This window comes from Anaerobiospirillum sp. NML120448 (assembly GCF_023050945.1).
Classification (GTDB): Bacteria; Pseudomonadota; Gammaproteobacteria; order Enterobacterales; family Succinivibrionaceae; genus Anaerobiospirillum.
This window is the reverse complement of record NZ_JALKIM010000019.1, coordinates 13,150-36,518: the sequence shown is the minus strand read 5'-3', so window position 1 is coordinate 36,518 and position 23,369 is coordinate 13,150. Positions and strand designations below refer to the sequence as shown.

The window sequence follows — 23,369 nt, the reverse complement described above, 5'->3', positions numbered from 1 at the left end:
CAAGTAGTAACTAACTAAAAAAGTGTGTTCTGTCAGGCTATTGTAGATATAGCGTGGAGAACTAGTACTATGCTGCCATTAGATCTACTTCATTGCAGGTATTACAGACATTTATTGTTGGTTACGTTAAAGTCGTCCGTACAGGTGGTATTTTTTTTCTACGTCCTACCATCTTTCCTCTCTTTTTCTTATTGCCCTTCTAGTAATAATTTCTTAGCTCTTCTCATCAATTAATCCCAGGCAAACAGTATAATAATAATTTCTTCTAGCCTGAGGCTCCCTTACTATAAGAGCTTTAGTGAAGTTACGCTTACCAATACCACAATTTTAACCGAGCTAAAAAAGGAGAGTGTGGCTAAAACTGTCTAAGACAGAGATTGCTGCGCTATTAGTATTATGACTTTAGATCATTTAGATGCCGATACCCAAAAAATTCGCGACCAGCAGTATATGACTGTTGAGGTTAATGAAGATGCTAAGCATGCTCAATTAACTTTGCCTGATTTAAAGACTTTAGCTCCTATTAAATTAGTGGCTCTAGATTTAGATGGTACTACTTTGCGTGAGGACAAAACTTTCTCACCAATGTTAATTGATACTATCCATAAAGTTCAGGATATGGGCGTTACCGTAGCTATTTGTTCAGGACGTGCTCCAGAGAGTATTGCTGAATTTGCTCATATTTTAGGTCTTGATAAGGGTCATGGTTATTGCGTGTGCTTTAATGGTGGCGCTTTAATTAACCTAGAAGACATTACTAAGGATTTAAGTGTTAACTGCTTAAATGCTCAAGATTTAATTGATGTTGAGGCCTTAGCCGTTCAAAATGGCTGTGCCATTCATGCCTACTCCGATCGTCGTGTATTATTAACTGAGAGCAATATTGTCTTTACTGAGATGGAAATTGCTGCTTCTATGCAGCCTTTTGAAAAGATCTTGTTCCCTGATGAGGTTAATCCAAAAGAGCTGGTTTATAAAATTATTGCCGTAGGCGATGAAAGTAAGCTTGATCAAATGAGAGAGCATTGCCCAGCAGAGTTTAATGAGCGTTTTAATATTGCTCGTACCCATGCTAACTTCTTAGAGTTTATGAATAAAGACTGCTCTAAGGGTGCTACTTTAAAGCGTCTTTGTGACCTATTGGGTATTACTCTTGAGAATGTAGTAGCCTTTGGTGATGCAGAAAATGATATTGAAATGATTGCTCAGGTGGGTGTAGGTGTGGCTGTTGCCAATGCTATGCCTCGTCTAAAGGCTGTCGCTAAGTATCATACCTACAATTATCTTGATGATGGCGTTGCGATATATTTACAAAAGCTTTTAGGCATTAGCCTTTAATTTTGGTTAATTTATTTGTAAAGCTTATTAAAGCCTAGTAGTTGTGTTAGATACATAGTACTAGGCTTTTTGTTTGATGCCTAATAGCAAGCTAAATTTTGTATGGCACAATATGAGCCACTTAATTTTTGCTTAGTAATTAAGTGATCGATATTATTATTAGCCCACATGGTAGCTATGGGGCATAAGTTGCTGCAACTTTATGCCATATTTAAGGAATTTATAGATGAGTACTACTAAAGCAGAAAATACCTTTAGTGACATTACTGCTAATACTCAAGGTGTGCAAAATGGCCATAGAGGTATTGATAGTTTGCCTTTAAAGGTCACGCTTAAGGCCTTTTTTCTCATGCTCAAAAGTTATTGGGGATGTAAGGACAGTATTAAGTCGTGGATTTTATTGGTAGTAATTATCTCACTTACAAGCGGCTCTGTTTATATTGCTACCTCTATTAATAGTTGGTACAAAGAATTTTGGGACACTATCCAAAACTATGATATTGATGGCTTTAAGCATCAACTCATTATCTTTGTAATTTTAGCTTCCATCCATGTGGTAGTTAGTGTTTACAACGCCTATTTAAAATCATGTTTAGCTATTAATTGGCGTACCTGGCTTACTGGCAAAACTATGACCCGTTGGCTAGAGAGCGACAACTATTACAAATTGCAATTGGCTGATAAGAATACTGATAACCCAGACCAACGTATTGCCGAAGATCTCAATATGTTTGTCTCCTCTACCATTGTGCTTATTATTGGTACTGCCACTGATCTAGCCATGATGATTTCCTTTGGCGTGGTGCTATGGCAGCTCTCCTCAGCCGTTGATATTACTGTCATGGGTATGTCTATTCATTTACCTGACGGCTATATGTGCTATTTGGCCTTGCTTTATGCCATTTTAGGTACAGCTTTAACTTTCTACTTAGGTAAGCCTTTAGTAAAGTTAAACTTTAGACAACAACGCTATGAAGCTGATTTCCGTTTCTCCTTAATTCGTGTACGTGAGAATAGTGAGTCTATTGCCTTGTATAAAGGTGAGGAAGAGGAAAACAAGTATTTACGTCAAAGCTTCTCTGATTTAGTAGCTAACTATATTAAGTTAATTGTTTGCACTAAGCGCTTAGGCTTCTTAACTTTAGGTTATTCCCAAACAGCTGTAATTTTCCCTATGTTAATTTCAGCTCCTCTTTACTTTGCCAAGATTATTACTATGGGCTCTATTATGCAGATCTCATCAGCCTTTGGCCGAGTACAAGATAGTTTGTCTACCTTAGTAAGTAACTTTACCTCATGGGCTTCCTGGAAGTCAGTAGTAGATCGTTTAGCTTTATTTTACTTATCCATGGAAGAGGTAGAAAAGCTACGTTGTATTGCTATTGAAAAGAATGCTACCAAACTTGAGGTACGTGACTTACAAATTAAGAGCCCAAGAGACAAGCTCTTGTTAGATCACGTCAATTTAGACTTATCCTCAGGAGAGTCTTTATTAATCCGTGGTGCCTCTGGTTGTGGTAAGTCAACTCTTATCAAGGCTTTGGCAGGAATTTGGCCTTATACCCAAGGTCAGGTGCGTTATCTTAATGAGGCTAAAGTCTTGTTCTTAAGCCAAAAGCCTTATTTACCTCAAGGTTCATTGCGTCTGGCCGCCTCCTATCCAAGTGCCCCTATCGAAGATGGACGTACTGAGCAATTCTTTAAACTGGTAGGTTTAGAGCATTTAATCCCTCACCTAGATGAGGTTGATACTTGGAGCCATATTCTATCGCTAGGTGAGCAGCAGCGTGTAGCCATTGTGCGTGCGCTCTTAAATCAGCCTGACATGTTGTTCTTAGATGAAGCCAGTTCAGCCATGGATGAGCAAAGTGAATCCTTGGTGTATGACTTACTAAATCAATATTTGCCACAGTGCATTATGATTTCAGTAGGCCACCGCTCTACTTTAATTGCTAAGCACAAGCTGGTACTTACCTACCAAAATGATGCTAAGTACACCATAGAGCCAAGTAATCAAGATAGCATCAAGCTAAGCTTATAATAATCAAGCTTTCCCATCTCTTGTCGTGCAGCAAGTAGGCACAGCAAGCATGGCAGCGCAGACTGTTGGGCGGAGCAGCAAGAGGGCGCAGCCAGTTGGGCGGCGCTGCTAGTGGCGATAAAAAAGGCCTCTACCTTAAGATAGGTAGGGGCCTTTTGAGTATTAATTAGTTAGAGAAAACTAAGAGATTACTTAATTACAGTGGTGTAATCTTGGTTTAAACCAGAGACCTCATTAGAGGAGATAGGCTTTAAGGTAACAGTGTACTTGTATTGCTTATCAGCTAAGTTCTGATATTTCTCAAATGGCATAGCACCCCAAGAGTTATCTCCGCCTAAGCCCATCTGACGATTGGTAAGACGTAAGGTAATATCACCCTCTTGTAAGTAGAAGCTATGGTTGTAGTTAGATAATTGCTCTGGAGTATAGAGTAGAGCATTAAACTCCATTGGAGTACCTAACTCAGCTTTAGCAAGTAGTCCTAAGCCATCCTTGTTGGTTAAAGCAACCCAACGAACATCGGTATGGTTACCTGTCTCTTGAGGCTTAATAAAGTCAGTATAGAACTCCTTAACATCCTTGCTGTATACACCAACAGGATAGCCCCATTGACGATCGATGTAGTTCTCATCAGGACCACGGCCAAACCAGCTTACGTTAGCAAACTCACGAGGCATGGTGAGCATATTACTAATTTCTGGAATGATAGGTAAACCTTGGGTTGGGTTTAAGGTAGTCTCGATCTTAATATCGCCAGAACCATATACAGTAAAGACTTGCTCATAAGCGGAGTTATCAGCTACTGGTAAAGTGCTACTTACCTTGAAGCTAATTTGCTTGGTAGAGTCTTTTACAGTCTCAACCTTAACAACTTTCTTGCTAAGACCAGCATAACGCCACTTAGAGGTCATAAACTGGTAGTAGTAGCCAAGGTCAGAGTCAGTGCCAGCACGATAGAAGTTTGGCATGATACCTGGGGTCTTAATTGAGCCATGGTCATTGTCAACAATTAAGTCCTTACCCTTATAGTTAATACCAGTTACAGTACCAAGAGCACGGTCAAAGGTAACTACTAAATCACCACTTTGGTTGGTAATGGTGGTTAATAAGCCTTCCTCTCTGACCTTGAGATCTGGCATAGAGGCTACGTCTACACTAGTAGGTGCTACCTTGGCATCCTTAGAGAAGTCTAGAGCAAATTGCTCATGAGCTATTTCATGTCCTGCCTTAGCATAAGGAGTATCTTCTTTGAGCTTAAAGGAGACATTTAAGAAGTAGTCGGCATTGGCCTTAACCTCTGGTTGGCTATAGGCAATAGAGATAGTCTTCTTAGCTAGTGGCTCAACATTAAGATCCTCAGCACTTAAGGAACCAGACTGGATGACTACGCCATTTTCAGTTAAGTTCCAGGTAGCGTCAAATTCGTTTAAGTTGGTAAATAACTTACGGTTTTCTAAGACAAACTTACCACTCTTAGCATTTTCTGAGGTAAGAGCAATTTCCTCATAGCCTTTCTTAACTTCTACTAATTCTGGTTGTACAGTGAAGTCAGCAGAAATTAAGCCGTTGGCACAGAAGTTCTTATTGTTTGGATTGCCTGAGCGAATGTCATCCCAGTCTCCGCCATAAGATAAGTAAGTGCTCTTCTCATACTTCTTATTGGTAGTGCCATCAAAGTCAAGCCATAATAAGGAGCTTGAATCAACCTTACGATCAGTGCGAGCTAATTCATCTTGATCTAAGGCACGATTATAAATGCGAACACTATCAATTAAGCCCTTAAAGGTTGGCATGGTCTCAGCTTTAGTAGCATCAAAGAGAGGAACACCACCAACACCTACTGGGTTTGGACCTACAGCAATACCCTTAGGATTGATTTGAGTAGCTACTACCTTGCCATCCAAGTACAACTTCATGGTTTGACCATCGTAAACACCTGCAATGTGGTGCCACTTGTCATTCCAATCAGCAGGGGTAGGAATAGAGGCGCTAAACTTCTCGTACATGTCCTTGTCAGAATTTAACTCACCGCCAAAGATATAGAACTCGATAGTATCGCTAACTACCTTCTTGCCTTCATTGTCATAATCTACGCTACGTTGTAAACCATAGGACTCATTGCGGGAGGCACGATCATCGCCCTTAACAATAATAGGGGCATTAAGAGCCTCTTGATCTTTAGCTGGCTTTACCCATGCTTCTAAGGTAAGAGGTTGGTTGCCGCTTAATACTAAACTTGGATCATTGTAAACAGAGGCAAAACCATCCATGGCTTTACCGTTCTTACCTGGAACGAGTTTACCTGTTAAACGAACTTCAAGGTTAGAGGCCTTTTCAGCTAACATCTTGTCAACTGGAGTTGGGATCTCTAAAGATTGATCACGCCAATCCCAAATAAAGCCACCTTGTAAGATTGGGTGCTGATTATAGAAGTCCCAGTAATCCTTAAAGTTGCCAATGCCATTACCCATACCATGAGCATACTCGCATTGAAGTTCTGGCTTATCACCATACTTAGCCCACCAGCCTAATGGGTTGGCATTCATATCTGGATTGGTAAGATCATTGACGCGGCGATACATACGTGACCAGACATCAACCTCAGGAATATCACGATGTGCTTCGTAGTGAACTAAACGAGTATTATCCATTTGATGGCAAACATCAGCTAAGATCTTCCATACATCGCCACCATAGCTCTCATTACCTAAAGACCACATAATAATGGATGGGTGGTTCTTAGCACGCTCAATGGTAGATACCATACGATCAACTGATGGCTCAATCCACTTAGGATCGGAGGCTGGTAATACTGAGTCAATAGAATCGGACTCAACATTGGCCTCATCCATCATATACATGCCATACTCATCACAAAGCTCATACCAACGAGGCTCGTTTGGATAGTGAGAGTTGCGAACTGAGTTGAGGTTGTATTGTTTCATCAATAGGATGTCACGGATCATGGACTCTTCGCTGATATAGCGGCCATTTTCTGGGCTGATCTCATGACGGTTAACACCACGGAAAACAATAGGCTTACCATTGATAGCTACTTGAGCCTTATTGGTACCCTTATTCAAGATTTCAACTTTTCTAAAGCCTACGTTAGAGGAAGTAGACTCAATAATATTACCTTGTGGATCACGTAAGGTAATTAAAGCACGATAAAGATTTGGCTTTTCAGCAGACCACTTTAATGGGTTTTCAATCTGTTTAGTGAACTTAACCTCAGCATAGCCTGGGGTTTGATCATAGGTGGCACCATCACCATGCATATTGGCTAGAGTTGCTACCTTAGAAAAATCAACAGGGGACTTTTCGTTAAATACGGCCTTACCATCCTTATCAAGTAAGGTGGTCTCTAAAGTATAGCCAGATGGACCTTGAGCTAAGAGAGTGCGTACTTTAGCGGTAAAGTTAAAGGTTGCGTCCTTATAGTCCTTATCAAGATCAGTGGTATAGCCAAAATCAAATAAGTTGGCGTTCTTGTCCTTAGCAATTAAGGCTACATCACGGAAAATACCACTTAGACGGATATAGTCGTGGTTTTCTAAATAGGAAGCATCAGACCAGCGATAGACTTGAACGGCAATAACGTTCTTCTTACCTGGGGCATTTAAGTATTTTGTAATATCAAATTCTGAGGCAGTAAAGCTATCTTCACTATAACCTACCTTTTGACCGTTAACCCAAACATAGAAGGCGGACTCTACACCAGCAAAGCTTAAGATTACTTGCTTACCATCCCAGTTAGCTGGAGTGGTAAAGTCACGACGATATGAACCTACAGGGTTGTATACAGTAGGGGAAACACCTACGCCAGGCTCCTCAGTACCTAACCAAGATAAACGGGTATCAGTGTAGTAAGGACGGTCAAAGCCCTGAGTTTGCCAAGAGCCAGGCACTTGAATATCTTTCCACTTGTTAACAGAGTAGCCTACTTTATAAAACTCATTATTACGCTCATGAGGGGTGTTGGCTAAGGAGAATTTCCAAGTGCCATTTAAGAGCATGTAGTTTTCAGAGCGGCTACGATCTCTTGCTAAAGCATCTTCTTCGTTGGTAAAAGAATAGAAAGAAGCATGGGCTTTTTCACGGTTTACGGCATAAGCAGTTGATTGATCAAACCATTCCTCTCCCTTAAACACATCAGCCTTAGGGTCACGTGCTTTTGGTAAATCGGTTGAAACACGTAAGGAACCATCGTGCACTTTTACTACAGTATCTGGTCCAGTATTCCAACTAGTTTGTTGATTGTTTGATTCACAGCCAATTACAGCTAGAGCAGATGAAACGGCAACTGCTAAGAGGGTAGGCTTTAATTTTTTCATTAACCTGATCCTAAAAAATATATAGCCACAACAATAAGTTGTACGCTATACGCTACAAAACTATCCTAAACTCTAATACCTATGTTGCTTAGGTATCTTATGTTTGCTTATCGCAAATTGTGTTTTGCGTGCAAAAACTACAACTGCACATTTTGTGCTGTGCTATAAAGTAAATAAAATAAATATATTAAGAAAAGCTTAGATGTGTCTACATGTAACCGATGTCGCAAAAATTGCACAATTAATTGTGCAAAATATCGATATGATCACATGAATTTTATTCTTGTAATACAAGTATAATAAGCGCTATATACTGACAAAACACACATTTTGTACAATAAAACCAAGCTGAATCCTAGCAAATTTTCCCTAGCCTAAAAGTCCCATCATCCCCTTAATTTCATTTCCTAAAGCCTTACTGCTATTGTGTTTGTTAGCCTTATAAGCTCAAACCACCAGCACCACCTTAGATCAGTAAAAAGTACATAATTGCAATGTTCGCTATCATTGATTTTTAATTAAATATTACCTAAAGCCTCTCATTAGCCTATCCTATCAAAGACCAGTTCTAGCACTATGCCAGCGTACCGTACGGGCGCAGTGTGCAGGCGCAGTGTGCTGGCACAGCATGTAGCGCTTATTTCAGCGCCTAACCCAAGTGATGAGCCAAGGATTGGCAAGGCAGCATGGTAAGGCATGAAGGGGAAATCAAGGCAAGGCAGAGATGGGGAGTGCAAGGGTAGATAAGGAAATATCAGAAAAGCGAGTGGGCAGGAAAGCCTAATGCCAGGAATTAATAGGGTTAAGGCTAGATTTGGTTTTAAGATGGGGTATAAAAAAGCTGTTATTAATTTTAATAACAGCTTTTTTTGAGAAAAGGGGCTAACTAAAGAAAAGTTAGTTAGTGACAAGAGTACTTAGTTGTCACGGTCGTTCTGTTCTTTAACTACACCTTTTGCCATAGCACGGCGCATTACAGCCTGTAAGTTAGCAAAACGGTTGGTTAGAACCTCTGATGGTCCAAAGAGAGGACGTTGACCTTTTAAGAACTTGTCATCGTAATCACTTACGGCACGGATAACTAACTTATAAAGACCGATAACAGCAAGAATGTTTGGAATAACCATTAAGCCATTAAAGAGATCGGCAAGCTCCCATACTAAGTTAACCTCTAAGAAGGCACCCATAAGTAGGAAACATAGCACCATCACAGAGAAGAGGTTAAGGTTTCTATAGCCAAATAGGTACTTAAAGTTTTGAGCAGCAAAGAAGTACCAGCCAATAATAGTAGTAAAGGCAGCAAAGAATAAGCAAACAGCTACGAATCCTGCACCTGCATCGCCCATGCCTCTAATAAAGGCGGTTTGGGTCAGAACAATACCTGTAGTTTTGCCATCTAAAGAGCCAGTAACTAAAATTACTAAAGCAGTAGCATTAAGTACAATAAAGGTATCAATGGTTAAGCCAATAATAGCGGCTAAACCTTGTTCGGCTGGGTGGTTTACTCGAGCTACAGCGTGAGCATGAGGGGTAGAACCCATACCAGCCTCATTAGAGAATAGACCACGAGCTACACCATAACGAATAGCTTCTTTAATACCTGCACCTACTACACCACCAGTGGCAGCCTCAGGATTAAATGCGCCAATAATAATAGACTCAAATGCAGGCAAAATCATATCGTAGTTGGTAACCATAATATAGATGGCACCTAGAACGTATACACCTGCCATAAAAGGCACAATCTTTTCTGCAAAGCTAGCAATACGCTTAATACCACCGATGAAAATAAAGCCTGCTAAACAGATAAGTAACATGCCAGAGAACCAGTTAGGCACATTAAAAGCAGAGGAGAAAGCAGTGGTAATAGAGTTTGCTTGCACCATATTGCCAATAAAGCCTAAGGCAATAATGATAAGAGCAGCAAAGAGAACAGACAAGGACTTAAGGCCTAAGCCCTTATAAATATAGTAAGAAGGGCCACCAGTAATATTGCCTTGACCGTCTCTAGTACGGTATACCTGAGCTAATACAGCCTCGGCAAAAATGGTACCCATACCAAAGAATGCAGCTACCCACATCCAGAAGATAGCGCCTGGGCCACCCATAACCATAGCAGTAGCAACACCAGCTAAATTACCAGTACCTACTTGGGCGGCAATAGCTGTAGCTAAAGACTGGAAGGAGGTCATACCATGTTGACCAGCTTTTTCACCACTAAAGCTAAAATGACCAAAAACATGCTTTACAGCACGACCAAATTGGCGAATTTGAACAAAGCGAAGTTTAAAAGTGAAAAAGATACCAGTGCCTACCAAAATTGGAATCAAGCACCAAGGGCCCCACAGAATGAAGTTAATTTCTTTCACGATCAACGTGAGCTGATCCATAGTTGACATGCACTATTCCTTTAAAAGGGTTCTCTTGAGAGTAAGTCATGAGAAAACAAGCTCATCTATATCTGACATAGGGGAGACCTCTATGATTTAGTAGGTCTTTCCTATGCCAGTTATATGCTTTAACCATAATAGAAAAATAATTAAGACTATAGTTAGGTATAAAGTAAACAAAGATGGCTGGATTAATTGATAGTTGTAAATGTGAAATAAATTCTATTTAAATCACGTGCGGGGGCTATTCTAGCATATATAAGAGCGTTTGCTTGGTTTTGGGGCGGGGTGCGAAATAAAGGTGCAAAAAATAAAAACGGGTAGCTTGTGTGGCTACCCGTGGTGCAATTCATTAATTTTGCTCTTTACTATTTTCTGGAGCCAGAGGTTTGGCTGTCTCTTGCAAATCTTTTAAGTCAGCTTGAGTATCGCTCTGTGTAAGCTGTGCAGAGCTATTATTAGCTTGAGCTTGACCTTGAGCTTGACAGCCACAAGGAGATGAGTGGCTATGAGAGTCATCAGTAAAGGTCTTAAGCTTGCTGTGGAATCTCTTCTTTAGATAAATAACTAATACTACTAAGATTACTAAACCTAAAGCTAAGTAAATCATCTTTTGGACATCTTTGACATACTCCATAAGTAAATCAAGATTGTCGGCAAAGAAGTAACCTAAGTACACCCATACAGGAACAGAGATTAAAGCCGCAAGACCATCCATTAAAATAAAGGTCAGATAGGAAATACGGCGTGACATTCCTGCTACTAAGAAAATAGGAGATCTTAAACCTGGTAAGAATCGGGCAACAAACAATAGAGATAAGCCGTATTGTTTGAACTTTCTTTGAATATGAGAAAAACGTCGTGGAGATAGGATACGGCGGAACATCTTAATGCGCTGGATACGATAACCAAAGAATCGACCAGCTAAAAACATAATACTATCGCCGATGAGGACACCAGCTAGTCCCACAATACACATAGTGTGCGGATTAGCTAAATCTAATCCAGAAATCACACCACCAGAGACTAAGGTGATATCTTCAGGGACAGGTAGACCAAATCCGCACAAGATTAAAATGCCAAATACAGCTAAATAGCCATAGTCAGTAAAGAATGCGATTAAAAAGTCTAACACTTGCTATCCCTTTTAAATAAATGATTAGAGGCTATAAATAGCTCAATCATAAGGTGAATCTTAGGCCAAAACATAGGCTATTAGTAAAAACAAATAACCTTAATCTGCCACTTAACAATTAGCTATAAAATAAAAGGACTTTAATAAGTCTAATGTTGAATGCAATTATACTCTAAACATTAATTGCTAAATAAATAATACACCTTGGTTTAAAAGCATGTTGAACATACAAGTTATTAAGGTGATTATTTTGTTGTTAATTTAATAAGACAACCCTGCAATATTAACAGATTTTGCTAATAATTTAAGAAAAATCGGCTCTTTTACGTGTTTTTTGCTTAATTATGACGGAGATTTAACGCTTTTAAGGTGAGGCTATTCAGTAATATAGGCAATTTATGGTATGGGAAAGTGGAACTAATGATATTAGTTTGGACACTAATTTGATGCTATTAAGGTATATCTAACCGATGGGCTTTTGCTTTATAAAAAGCCTTTTTTGCCTTATACTTTGTAGACTTTTTTGACTTAAAAAAGTTATTAATTAATACTGAAAGTCTAATGATAAGACTTACAAGAAAGATCTAATCTTCCAAGATCTTAAATAGGAGACGTTTTATGGCAGCCGCAAAGGGAACACCGAGCGTAAGTGGTGATCGCAATCCTTTACGCATGGTGCTCTTTATTTTGAGCATTGGACTATGTTTTTTGTGCTTTTATTTAATTTTAGACTTTCAGGGCTCTGCTCAGTCTAAATTAAGTGGTGAGCTTATTTTAGGCCAAGTAGATTCAGCTAGCTATAATCACAAAGATGCTCCTATATTAGGCTTTTTCTTTGAGTACTTTGGCGTGCTTACTTATTTGTTTGCTGCCATGATTGTGTATTTAGGCTATTTTTTAGTTTTAAAACCAATTGATATTTGGCATGCAGACTTTTATAAAGCTTGTTTACGCCTCTTAGGTTTTAACTGCACTTTAATTGGCTTATCAGGTATCTTGTCTCGTTACTTTGATATTGGCTTTACAGGTGCGGGCGGCCTTTTAGGTGACATGCTTAATATGTTTTGCGATTTAGCTTTGCCAAGCATTTTAAGTGTCTTTATCTTTGCCATTACTGTTTTTTGTGGTCTTTCCATGCTTTGGGGCCGCAATCCTTTCTTTATCTTTGATAGAGTAGGCGATCTCTTCTTCAAAGTATTGCCAGCTAAGAGCAATACTAATGGTAAGAAACACAATACTCATCATTCTTTAGCTCAAGATGATAATGACCTTACTTTAGATCAAAATACCTTAGGCGCTGCCGCACTTGCTACAGGTGTGATGGCCTCAGCTACAGCCTCTGCTAAAGAGCAAGATATGGCCCAAGACTTGTCCCAAGACATGTCCCAAGATATGGCTTTAGAGCAAAATGGTTCACTACCTAATGCCGATGAGCTAAATGTTGCCTCAGAGGATAAGGTACTTCCTGATTTAGAATCTTTAGCTCAGCAGCAATTGAGCGCTGATAATAATATGTCCCCAATAGCTGCTGCTGATAGCCATGGTATGGAAACTAATGGCTCTCAAGAGGCTCAAGATGGTTTCTTTGCGCAGGTTATGAACAGTGAATATGGTCGCATGTCTCCTAATGACCAGTCTGCTGTTAATAACGAGCCTTACCAAGCTTTAGAGCAAGATAATCAAGTCTTAGCTCAAGATTTAGAGCAAACCCAATCCCCAGTTCAGAACCAAGCTCAGGGCTATGAAATGGGTCAGGAAATGAGCCAGGGCCAGGGCCAAGTCCAAGGCCAGAGCCAAGTCCAAGGCCTTGGTGAGGTGCCTCAACAGGCCATGGCGCAGGATAATGAGCAGGGTTATTATGAAAATAATGAAGAGCTTATTAATAGTGCTGCTCAAAATGTTGCGCCTTACAGTGAGTCTTACGCAGAGCCAAGCTCTGAGCTTAACAATAATTTAGGTACAGCAATTGATCCTAATGAGAGTTTTATTAATAGCAATAATCAAGCTGCTGTACAGCTTTTTGCTAATGAAATGCAATCAGAAGAGGACAATAGCTTTAACAATGCTTTAGCTGGCTTAGAGCCTCAAGAGGACTTATCACAAGTTCCTCCAATGCCTAATTTGAATAATACTCAAGAGTCAACACCAGAGCCTGGCCAGGATTTCTTTGCTTTTGCCAATGAGCAAAATAATATGCAAAATCAGGCCATGCAAGATGAGTTATACCCACTCCCAGACCAGACTCAGAGTTCTGGTATGGCTCAGGCTCAGGGCCTTGGCCAAGCTCAGGCTCCTGCCCAGGCCCAAGCTGCTGCGCAGACTGCTGCTCAGTCCCCAGCCTCTGTACCTGCTATAGAGTCTGATCAAGTATTTATCTCCAATGCTGCTATTGATGATATTGGTACTCAGCCAGCATTAGAGCAGAACTTAGATTTAGCAAATACTAAGGTAGAGTCTGGCGTTGACTTTAATGCTGAGGTTGCACCAAATCAATTTTCCTCTAATATGAATGGCTCTTACCAGCAAGGTAGCTTTGATCAAGGAACTGATATCCCTGTTTCAACCTTTAAAGATGCTCAAATGCCTATGAATAATGAGCAAGTTGAGCTTCCACAGCAGGACATGGGACAAGGATCCTATGCTAATGAGTTAGTTCCAGAGGCCACTTTAGAGTCTGCACCTATCCAATCTCAAGATGATGCCCAGGCTTATACTCAAGCTAGAGAGCAAGCTTTAGAGCCAGCACCAACTACAGTGCCAACTAACAACTTAGCTACAGAAAACTCCTTGCCTCAAGATTCTGATTTAGGTAGTGAAGGCGCTAGTGATAATGGCCCATCAACCTTGATTTCCTCAGGTGCTAGTGTGGCTCAAGCTGATGCTATTGCCGCTACAGCTGCAACAGCTGATGCCGTTCCTGTGGCTGCTGCTAATGCATCTACAGTAAATGGTGTAGTGGCTGCCATGGCTGCTGAGGGTACAGGTGTGACTGCAGCTGCAGGGGGCATTGCTTCTGCTGTTGGTGGTTTAGCCGCAAAAGAGGCTTTAGCTGATGTGGCTGCCACTGCAGCTACTGCTGTTTCTGCTGCCGCTGCTACAGCTAACAATACTGTAAAAGACGATAAGAAAGAGAAGGGTGAGCCTGATAGCCCTTATGGCTATGGTAGTTATGCTGCTAAGCATGCTTTAGTGCCTAGTGTTGCTTTAGAAGATAGCAATAACGAAAGTGACGATGGTTCTGATAGCGAGGCTGTTCATACCATTGTTCAGCGTACTGATCCTAAGGTGATTGCTGCGCAAATCGCTGCTCAAAATAAAGAAAAAGAAGAGCGTGAGCGTAAGAGACGTGAGGAGCAAGAGCGCAAGGAACAGGCCGAAAGAGAGCGCAAAGAGCAAGAAGCTGCTCAAAGAAAAGCTCAAGAATTACAAGAAGCCCAAGCAAAGGCTGAGGCAGAGGCTAAGGCCAGGGCTGAGGCAGAGGCTCAAGCGCAAGCGCAGGCTCAGGCTATGGCTCAGAGCCACGAGCAAGAGAGCGGTACTAGCGCAAGTGCTAGCGCTAGTGCTGGTGATAATACTACTGATGGCTTACCTCAAAGCGATGATGATCAATATGAGTATGTGTATGAAGAGGACGATGAAGCTCCTATTTATGCAGGTACTTATGCTGCACGTCTAGCCCGTGAAAAGGCAGCTCAAAACGGTCAACCTCTTAATAAGCGTCGCCTTAAAAAGATTAATCGTGATACAGGCGAAGAGGTAATTGATTTAGCTGAGCCTAATACCCATGATATTGGTGTAGATCTTCCTTTAGAGGAGCGTCCACGTACCATTATTAGGGACAGTCGTAATGATGCTGAGGACATTTCATCTAAGACTAATAACTACTATCCAAGCGCTAAAAACACTAATAATAGCGTGCCAGAGCATAATAATGCTGAGCAAGCCTCTGGCTTGTCTGAGCAAGTGGCTGATAGTTCTAATCAAGATCAACAAAGCGATAGCCTCAATGGCGCTAGCAATGATGATAGTGAAGGCCCCCATTTAAGCTCTCAGTTAAGCGATAGTGTCTCAGATGGTCAAGAAGCCCCAAAGAATGAGCTTATTGAAACTCTCTCTAATTTAGCCTCAGAAATGGATGATGCTAAATTACAGCATTTTAATGAGCATCAGGATCTTGGTATGTCTAATAGCGATGAGCAGAGCTTTAACTTTGATAAGTTAGAGCAGGGAGCTAATACCCACGCTAATACTAGTGACAATACCAATACCAATACCAATACCAATACTAATGCCTATGATAATGCTGAGGTAAACAATACTGAGGATGATATTGTTAGCACCAATATTCAGATGGGCAGCGGTTCTCCAGTTCCTGAGAGTCAAAAGTTTAATCAAGGTAATATTAGTACCAATATTACCCGCTCTAATGCTGCTACAGATGCCTCTTTGGATAATGATAGTGACTTTTTCCGTTTTGCTACTACTAGGGATAATGAGTTACAGGCAAAAAATGGTGAGCAAAATAATGCTTCTAACGCTGTAGACGTAAATTTATTTGATGATGATTACGACAAGCCTTATGTACCAAAGCACGTTTATGACTTTGGTGGTAAGGAGGTTGGTCACATTGATGAAAGCCTTAGTGGAACAGAGGGCGGCAGTGATGATGAATTTGTAACAGGCGCTGCTGTAGAAGATAAAACCTTGCCTGGCCAGGGAGGTTTTGACTTTGCTCGTTTTGTTACCTCCTCAGAGGAAAACAGTGAGTCCAATAGTACTAGTGTAAGCACTAGCGCTAGCGATGAGAGCAAAGACCTCTCTCAAGAGCAAGAAGACAATATTATCTCCTTTAATAAATTTGATGAGCCTAAAAAGAGCTATGAAGTTGGTTCTTTAAGCTCTGCTTTTATTCCTATGGAGGATGAGGGCCACGATAGCCAAGTCTCTAAGGGTAATTCTTTATTTGGAGATTATGACTATGTTCATGACTCTTACGAAAATAAAGTAAAAGAGCAGCAGTTAAAGCAAGAGGTTAAGGCTGAGGCTGAGGACAAAGCTGAAACTGAAGCTGAGGCTCAGGTAAAGTCTGAGATTGCTACTTATGAGGATGCTCAGTTAAGTGAAAATAACGCTGAGGACTATCAAGAAGACGCTCAAAATGAACAGTATCAGGATGATGAAGAGTACCAAGAAGGTCAATATTCTGATGGTCAGTTCCCTGTAGGCGCTAATGGCTTTGATCAAGGCATGATGGCTAATCAAATGGAAGCATTTAATAATGCCCAAATGATGAATAATCAAGCCATGTACAATCCTATGGCTAATCAAATGCCTAATGGACAGCAAGTACAGTATATGCAATTGCCTAATGGCCAATATGTACCAGTCATGCCTAATGCCATGAATAATATGGCTCCTAACATGATGTACCCAAATATGGCAAACCCTAATATGCCAATGGGACAAGTACAGTACATGCAATTGCCTAATGGCCAATATGTGCCTGTTATGCCTAATGCCATGAATAATATGGCCCCTAATATGATGTATCAGAACATGGCGGCTAATAATATGGCTATGGCAGGTGCTATGCCTAATATGCCTATGGCTAACAACCAACAAGCTAATATGTTGCCAGGCAGCTATGAGCCAGCTAACACTAATGATAACCAGCTCCATTTACAAGATAATATGCCCGGCAATGGCTTTGTATCTGGACAAGTTGAGGCAAGTGATGCTCATTCTATGGGTGAACATGGCCCTAGTGGAGTAGGTTTGCCTACTGCTGGTAATGCCTTTATGGGGGCTCATAATAGTTCAAGCAGCAATTTACCAAGCTATATGGCTGGTGTTAGCCAGGGTGCTGGCTCTGGTGGTGCTGCTCGTACTGAGCGCTCAAGCTTGGCTTTATGCTCAGTGCCACGCCATCGTTATGATAGCTGGCGACCATCTTTAGACTTATTAGCACGTTCTAATAGTCATGTTGATATTTCTTTAGATGAGTTGAATAAGACCTCAGAGCGTATTAATGATGTCTTACACTCTTTTGGTATTAAGGCTACGGTAGCAGACTATTTAACTGGCCCTGTAATTACTCGTTTTGATTTGGACTTAGCTCCTGGTGTTAAGAGTACAGCTATTTCCTCCATTGAAACTGAGCTATGCCGTAATTTAATGGTGCCTAATGTACGTGTGGTTCCAATTGTTGAGGGTTCTTCTTATGTAGGATTAGAAGTTCCAAACCCACAACGTCAATTTATTACCTTAGCTGATATGGCCTCATCCCGTGAGTTCCAAGAATCAAAAGCATCCTTGCCAATGTGCTTAGGTGCTTCTGTAGTGGGCGCTCCAGTGGTGAAAGATTTAGCTGAGTGTCCACACTTACTAGTAGCAGGAACTACAGGTTCTGGTAAGTCAGCAGGTCTTAATACTATGTTGATCTCCTTATTGTTAAAGAGATCTCCTAGTGAATTGCGCTTAATTTTAGTAGACCCTAAGCAGCTTGAGTTCTCTATTTACAAGGATTTACCACATCTTATTACTCCTGTTATTACTGATGTGGCCGAGAAAACTCCTATTGCTTTACGCTGGTGTGTAGACGAAATGGAGCGCCGCTTTAAACTTATGTCTATGTTGGGCGTAAGAAAGCTCTCTGAGTACAACGACTTGATTAAGTCTAAAGCCGCTAATGGTCAAAGTGTAGCTGATCCTTTATGGAATAAGGATTTTAGCCCTCAGCCTCAAGCTTTAGAGCCTTTACCATGGATTGTAGTGGTGGTCGAAGAGTTTGCTGACCTTATGGCTCAAAGTGGACGTAAAAAGGATAAAGAAAGCACTCCTGATGGCCTAATTGCTCGTCTGTCAGCTAAGTCTCGTGCCGCTGGTATTCACTTAGTATTAGTTACTCAAACTCCTCGTTCTGAGGTGGTAACAGGTATGATTAAGGCTAACTTCCCATCACGTGTAGCCTTTACCGTACAAAACCGCTTAGATTCAACCATTGTGCTGGATGAAAAGGGTGCTGAGTGCTTACTGGGTAATGGCGATATGCTTTATAAATTCCCTGGTGAGGGTACAGCTACTCGTGCTCATGGTTCCTTTACTTCTAATGATGATGTTAAGGCTGTAGTTGATGCCTGGAAAGAATATGCTGGTGCCCCTGAGTACCTTGAGGACGTTGTGGCTGTTCAAGAGGAAGAAACTGAGGATCCAGCAGAGAATAAAGCCAAAGAGCTTGATGTTAAGTTTGATCAGGCTGTTGAGGTAGTACGTGAGTATATGGATAGACGTAATAAGCCACCTACTGTAACTGACTTACAAACAGAGTTAGGTGTTGGTTATCCTCGTGCTAAGAAGATCTTTATGCAGTTAAGCCGTGAAGGCATAATTGATTAAAGATCTAAGCTAAAAGCTCACCAATAAGGCCTAAGGAGTGATCCTTGGGCCTTATTTATTGTAGTTGACATAGCTTAGTACCTAATTTTAGTTAAAGTATGTTTCGCTATGATGTAGGTAAAAAGACTTGTAAAATAAGGCTAATCTTTTAGGGTAATCAGGAGTTTTTTTGCTATGGCTTCTCTTAATTTTGCTGCTAAGTTTTCATGCTATGCACTAGTTCTTTCTTTGGGATTAATTGCAGGACAATCTTACGCTCAAAAGCAAGTTAACATTAATGATCTGGTTCCTATAAATAAAGAGAACATAAGTGAAGATCAGCAAGCTAATAAAAAGGCTCTGCAAGAGTTAATTAGTGCAATGCCGCAATTCACTGCTAATTTCAAACAGCAGTTGTCAGATAGCGATAATACTTTGCTTAGTGAATCCCGCGGTAAGATTTATATCTCTCATCCTAATATGTTTATGATACATACTAAAATTCCAGATGAGACTGCGCTTTATACTAAAGACCATGATATCTACTACTATGACTCTATTGTTAATCAAGTATCAATTTACTCTATAGATAGTTTGGGTACTAATCCTTTAATGCTGCTAACTGGCAGTGACCCTCATAAATGGGACGATTATTATGTGTCCCGTGATCGTCAGCGTTTTACTCTCATACCTAAAGCATCAAAAGACTTTAAGAGTATTACTATTTCTTTTATTGACCATCGTTTTGAGGATGATAATACCTATATAAAGGCTATCGACTCTCTATCAATCCGTATGGATGATGGCAATACTAATTTCTACTTATTTACCAATCAAAAGAATAAAGTAGCTAAAGATAGTTTTGACTATCGTCTACCTAATGATGTTGAAATTGATGATCAACGCCAGTAAGGTCGCTCCTTCTGGACTGAGCCTTTTGGCCTGAGATAGCATGACCTGGGGCTGTATGGCAGTCCTTGGTGCTTTGCAGTGCTGGGGGCTGTAAGTCCTGATGGGGCGGTGAGCTGTTTCTTATAGGATTTATTATGGATAGCAGACAAGGCTCATTATTTGTTGACTGGGAGTTTAGTGATAACAGCTCAGAGCTTAACAATAATGATGAGGCTCAAGAGGTGGTGAGTGCTAGCAGCGCTAGCACGAGCACTGGCACTAGCAGCGCTAGCGCTGGCTTTGCCAGCACTGGTGCGGGCGTTAATAATTTAGTTGACGATAGGGCTGATGAAGATCCTTTTGCGCCATTAGCTGCCCGTCTGCGTCCACGCAATTTACAAGAATATATTGGTCAAAGTCATTTATTAGGCCCTGGCAAGCCATTGCGTCAGGCACTAGAGCGTGGTCAGTGCTACTCCATGATCCTATGGGGCCCTCCTGGAGTTGGTAAAACAACTCTAGCCTTTATTATTGCTAAAAGCACCAATGCTAAATTAGAACAAATTTCGGCAGTGGCAAGTGGCATCAAAGATATTAGAGAGGCTATTGAAAGAGCTAAAGAGCGCCGTCGTCATAATGTTAGAACCATTCTCTTCGTTGATGAGGTTCACCGCTTTAATAAGGCTCAGCAAGATGCCTTTTTGCCTTATATTGAAAATGGCACAGTAATTTTTATTGGTGCCACTACAGAAAATCCATCCTTTCAGGTTAACTCTGCACTCTTATCTCGTGCCCGTGTTTATGTATTAAAAAAGCTCAATAATGAAGAGTTAGACCAACTTATTGATTGTGCTCTGACCAGCCCAAGGGGCTTGGCCTCTTTAAATTTAACCTTTGATGATAGGGTTAGGGCGGCTTTAAAAGAATTATCCGATGGTGATGCCCGCCATTTGCTAACTACTTTAGAAATGCTCTCTGACGATGCAGCTCCTCTACCAGATGGTCGCAAAGTAATTACCTTTGCTATGGTAGGTGCAGTTGCTGGTAGGCGTTTAATTAGTTATGACAAGGGTGGAGATGCTTATTACGATTTGATTTCAGCCTTTCATAAATCAGTACGAGGCTCAGATCCTGATGCGGCCTTATATTGGTATGCCCGTATTTTAGAGGCTGGTGGTGAGCCTTTATATGTAGCACGCCGCTTATTAGCTATTGCCACTGAAGATATAGGTCTTGCAGATCCTCAGGCTATGCAAATTGGTTTAAATGCCTGGGATATTTTTACTAGAGTAGGTGAGACTGAGGGGCAAAGAGCTATTGCTCAAGCAGCTGTTTATATGGCTTTAGCTCCTAAGAGTAACCATCTTTATACTGCTTTTGGTAAAGCCCGATCTGATGCTAGTAAGCTACCTTCTTTTGAGGTGCCTTTATATATACGTAATGCTCCTACCAAGTTAATGGAGGAACTGGGCTATCATAATGGCTATCGTTATGCCCATGATTATCCTTTAGGTTATGCCCCAGGTGAGTGCTTTTTACCAGAGGAATTGCATGGACGTAGTTATTATCAGCCTTCTAATCGTGGCTTTGAGGACTATTTATTAAAACGCATGCAATATTTAAAACAGCTTGACGCTATCGCTCCTGCATCAGAGCAGCGCTACGATGCTGAACATGCTAAGAGAATGCAAGAGCAATTGCAGCGCTATAATCCAGATTTGTTTGATGAGAGCGATACTAATAGCCATCATTAGTCTTTAGCGCTAAAATTAGCGCAACTTTTTTGCCGTTTTTTCATTTAGTTGTTAGATTTTTCTGCTTACCTTTAATGATTGAGCGCAACTCTTTTAGGCTTAAATTCTAATTCGTGTTAAAATTTAGAATTTGTCATGACAAGAAAGATGCTTAAAAAAAGCTTTCTAATATTTGATTATTTCTGACTGTCATAAATTAAAAATTGCTGCGCTAAAATAGCTCTTTTTAATTTACGGTAGTTAGTAATTCTTGTCTTTGCTTTTTTGTTTTAGAACATTGGCGAGCTTATCATGCTTGATTCGAGATATATTCGCACAGATTTAGCTAAGACCAAAGAGATCTTAGCCACACGTAATTACACTCTTGATGTAGAAAAGTTAACTGCACTTGAAGAGCAGAGAAAGGACTTAATGGTTCGTACTCAGGATCTTCAGGCTAAGCGTAACTCTCTTTCCAAGTCTATTGGTCAAGCCATCCGTGAAGGTAAGGATGTAGAGTCTATTAAGGCAGAGGTTAGTGCTATTGGCGATGAATTAGATAGCACTAAGAAGCAGCAAGATGCTGTTTTAGCTGAGATTGAGCAAATTGCTTTAACTATTCCTAATTTACCAGATGAGTCCGTACCTGTAGGTAAGGATGACAGTGAGAACGTGGAAGTTCGTCGCTGGGGTACTCCTCGTACTTTTGATTTTGAGGTTAAGGATCACGTTGCCTTAGGTGAGGGCTTAGATCAATTAGACTTTGCTAATGCCCGTAAGATTTCTGGTGCTCGTTTTGCCTTAATGAAGGGCCCAATTTGCTCTTTACACCGCGCTTTAGTGCAGTTAATGATTGATTTACACTGCCAGCAACAAGGCTATACTGAGGTTTATGTTCCTTACTTAGTGAACACCGATTCTTTATATGGCACTGGTCAGTTACCAAAGTTTGGTGAGGACTTATTCCACACTAATTTAAATGGTAATGCTGATGGTGATGATGTAAACCGTCATTTCTGCTTGATCCCAACTGCTGAGGTTCCTCTTACCAATATGGTTCGTGGTGAGATTATTCCAGAGGATCAATTACCACTTAAGTTAACCGCTCATACTCCTTGCTTTAGATCAGAGGCTGGTTCTGCAGGCCGCGATACTCGTGGTTTAATTCGTATGCACCAGTTTGATAAGGTTGAAATGGTTCAGGTAGTACGTCCTGAGGATTCATTTGTAGCCTTAGAGCAGTTAACCCGTGATGCTGAGTCTGTACTTCAGGCTTTAGAGCTTCCATATCGTGTAGTAGCTCTTTCTACTGGTGATATGGGCTTTAGTGCTGCTAAGACCTATGATTTAGAGGTTTGGATTCCAGCTCAAAACACTTATCGTGAAATTTCTTCTTGCTCTAACTGCACTGATTTCCAAGCACGTCGTATGCAAGCTCGTATGCGTCGCAAGGATGGCAAGATTGAGTTAGTTCATACCTTAAATGGTTCAGGCTTAGCTGTTGGTCGTACTTTAGTTGCTGTAATGGAAAACTATCAGAACGAAGATGGCTCTATTACTGTACCTAAGGTATTACGCCAATACTTAAACGGTCTCGAGGTTATTTCTAAATAATGTTAGCTACAGCAGATATATTGATTCTCGCTGTAGTTATCCTTTCTGGTGTCCTCTCTTTATTTCGTGGATTTATAAAAGAGGTCATTTCAGTGATAGCATGGGTGAGTGCCTTTATTGTCTCTAGTAAATACTATGAGCTTTTATCGGTAAAACTCACCTTTTTATCAGACGAGATTGTCCGAAAGTCCGTTGCTTGTGTAATTCTTTTTATAGCCACCATTGTTGTAGTTGGCATTTGCGGTATGCTCATTACCTCTATAGTAAATAAAGTAGGTCTGTCAGGAACAGATCGTTTACTTGGTATGGTCTTTGGCATATTGCGAGGCGTACTAATAGTTTGTGTGATCTTAGCCTTAATGCAAATTGGCTTTAAGCTCCATATTCTAAGTTTCGTTGCTGATTCTCCTTTCTATCGAGACTCGGTATTTATTCCAGAATTGCAACGTATTGTAGATTGGTTCTTTGTACATGGACCAACCACCCCAGAAGATTTAGACCTCAACGTAGGAGCCTAGT

The 23,369-nt window shown here is 40.7% G+C and carries 10 protein-coding genes; 7 read left to right on the top strand and 3 right to left on the bottom strand.

Annotated features, from left to right (window positions below; translation table 11 throughout):
- The first annotated feature begins 396 nt into the window (after window positions 1-396).
- Both MXE38_RS05255 and MXE38_RS05250 read left to right on the top strand, forming a co-directional pair.
- Window positions 397-1,338 (top strand): Cof-type HAD-IIB family hydrolase, encoded by a 942-nt coding sequence (locus MXE38_RS05255; protein WP_246912919.1) that lies wholly within the window; start codon window positions 397-399, stop codon window positions 1,336-1,338.
- A gap of 226 nt (window positions 1,339-1,564) precedes the next feature.
- Window positions 1,565-3,379, top strand: a complete 1,815-nt coding sequence (locus MXE38_RS05250; RefSeq protein ID WP_246912916.1) for an ABC transporter ATP-binding protein/permease — start codon at window positions 1,565-1,567, stop codon at window positions 3,377-3,379.
- Between the two features lie 188 nt (window positions 3,380-3,567).
- On the opposite strand, the gene MXE38_RS05245 is transcribed toward MXE38_RS05250, so the two are convergent.
- From MXE38_RS05245 to MXE38_RS05235, 3 genes are all read right to left on the bottom strand, one after another.
- Complete coding sequence (locus tag MXE38_RS05245; protein ID WP_246912914.1) at window positions 3,568-7,713, bottom strand: glycoside hydrolase family 2 TIM barrel-domain containing protein; 4,146 nt, start codon at window positions 7,711-7,713, stop codon at window positions 3,568-3,570.
- 917 nt (window positions 7,714-8,630) lie between these two features.
- Window positions 8,631-10,112, bottom strand: a complete 1,482-nt coding sequence (locus tag MXE38_RS05240) for a sodium:alanine symporter family protein (RefSeq protein ID WP_246912912.1) — start codon at window positions 10,110-10,112, stop codon at window positions 8,631-8,633.
- Window positions 10,113-10,455: 343 nt separating this feature from the next.
- On the bottom strand, window positions 10,456-11,238 hold the full coding sequence (locus MXE38_RS05235) for a DedA family protein (protein ID WP_246912910.1): 783 nt from the start codon (window positions 11,236-11,238) through the stop codon (window positions 10,456-10,458).
- A 618-nt stretch (window positions 11,239-11,856) separates the two neighbouring features.
- Between MXE38_RS05235 and MXE38_RS05230 the strand changes: the two genes are divergently transcribed.
- From MXE38_RS05230 to MXE38_RS05210, 5 genes are all read left to right on the top strand, one after another.
- Window positions 11,857-18,633: a DNA translocase FtsK gene (locus tag MXE38_RS05230; RefSeq protein WP_246912908.1), complete on the top strand. Its 6,777-nt coding sequence runs from the start codon at window positions 11,857-11,859 to the stop codon at window positions 18,631-18,633.
- Window positions 18,634-18,807: 174 nt separating this feature from the next.
- Window positions 18,808-19,524, top strand: a complete 717-nt coding sequence (lolA, locus tag MXE38_RS05225; RefSeq protein WP_246912905.1) for an outer membrane lipoprotein chaperone LolA — start codon at window positions 18,808-18,810, stop codon at window positions 19,522-19,524.
- Window positions 19,525-19,658: 134 nt separating this feature from the next.
- Window positions 19,659-21,257: a replication-associated recombination protein A gene (locus MXE38_RS05220; RefSeq protein ID WP_246912903.1), complete on the top strand. Its 1,599-nt coding sequence runs from the start codon at window positions 19,659-19,661 to the stop codon at window positions 21,255-21,257.
- A 291-nt stretch (window positions 21,258-21,548) separates the two neighbouring features.
- Window positions 21,549-22,850 carry a serine--tRNA ligase gene (gene serS / locus MXE38_RS05215; protein ID WP_246912902.1) on the top strand — a complete coding sequence of 434 codons (1,302 nt, stop codon included), beginning with the start codon at window positions 21,549-21,551 and terminating at the stop codon, window positions 22,848-22,850.
- A complete protein-coding gene (locus MXE38_RS05210) occupies window positions 22,850-23,368 on the top strand; it encodes a CvpA family protein (protein WP_246912901.1) in 519 nt (172 codons plus the stop codon). The genes serS and MXE38_RS05210 overlap by 1 nt, the downstream gene beginning before the upstream one ends.
- The last annotated feature ends 1 nt before the right edge of the window (window position 23,369 follow it).

Bases quoted from the DNA above. Each gene is read 5' to 3' on its own strand.
- MXE38_RS05255 (WP_246912919.1), top strand. From the start codon at position 397: ATGACTTTAGATCATTTAGATGCCGATACCCAAAAAATTCGCGACCAG.
- MXE38_RS05250 (WP_246912916.1), top strand. From the start codon at position 1,565: ATGAGTACTACTAAAGCAGAAAATACCTTTAGTGACATTACTGCTAAT.
- MXE38_RS05240 (WP_246912912.1), bottom strand. From the start codon at position 10,112: ATGTCAACTATGGATCAGCTCACGTTGATCGTGAAAGAAATTAACTTC.
- serS (WP_246912902.1), top strand. From the start codon at position 21,549: ATGCTTGATTCGAGATATATTCGCACAGATTTAGCTAAGACCAAAGAG.
- MXE38_RS05245 (WP_246912914.1), bottom strand. From the start codon at position 7,713: ATGAAAAAATTAAAGCCTACCCTCTTAGCAGTTGCCGTTTCATCTGCT.
- MXE38_RS05230 (WP_246912908.1), top strand. From the start codon at position 11,857: ATGGCAGCCGCAAAGGGAACACCGAGCGTAAGTGGTGATCGCAATCCT.
- MXE38_RS05220 (WP_246912903.1), top strand. From the start codon at position 19,659: ATGGATAGCAGACAAGGCTCATTATTTGTTGACTGGGAGTTTAGTGAT.
- MXE38_RS05210 (WP_246912901.1), top strand. From the start codon at position 22,850: ATGTTAGCTACAGCAGATATATTGATTCTCGCTGTAGTTATCCTTTCT.
- lolA (WP_246912905.1), top strand. From the start codon at position 18,808: ATGGCTTCTCTTAATTTTGCTGCTAAGTTTTCATGCTATGCACTAGTT.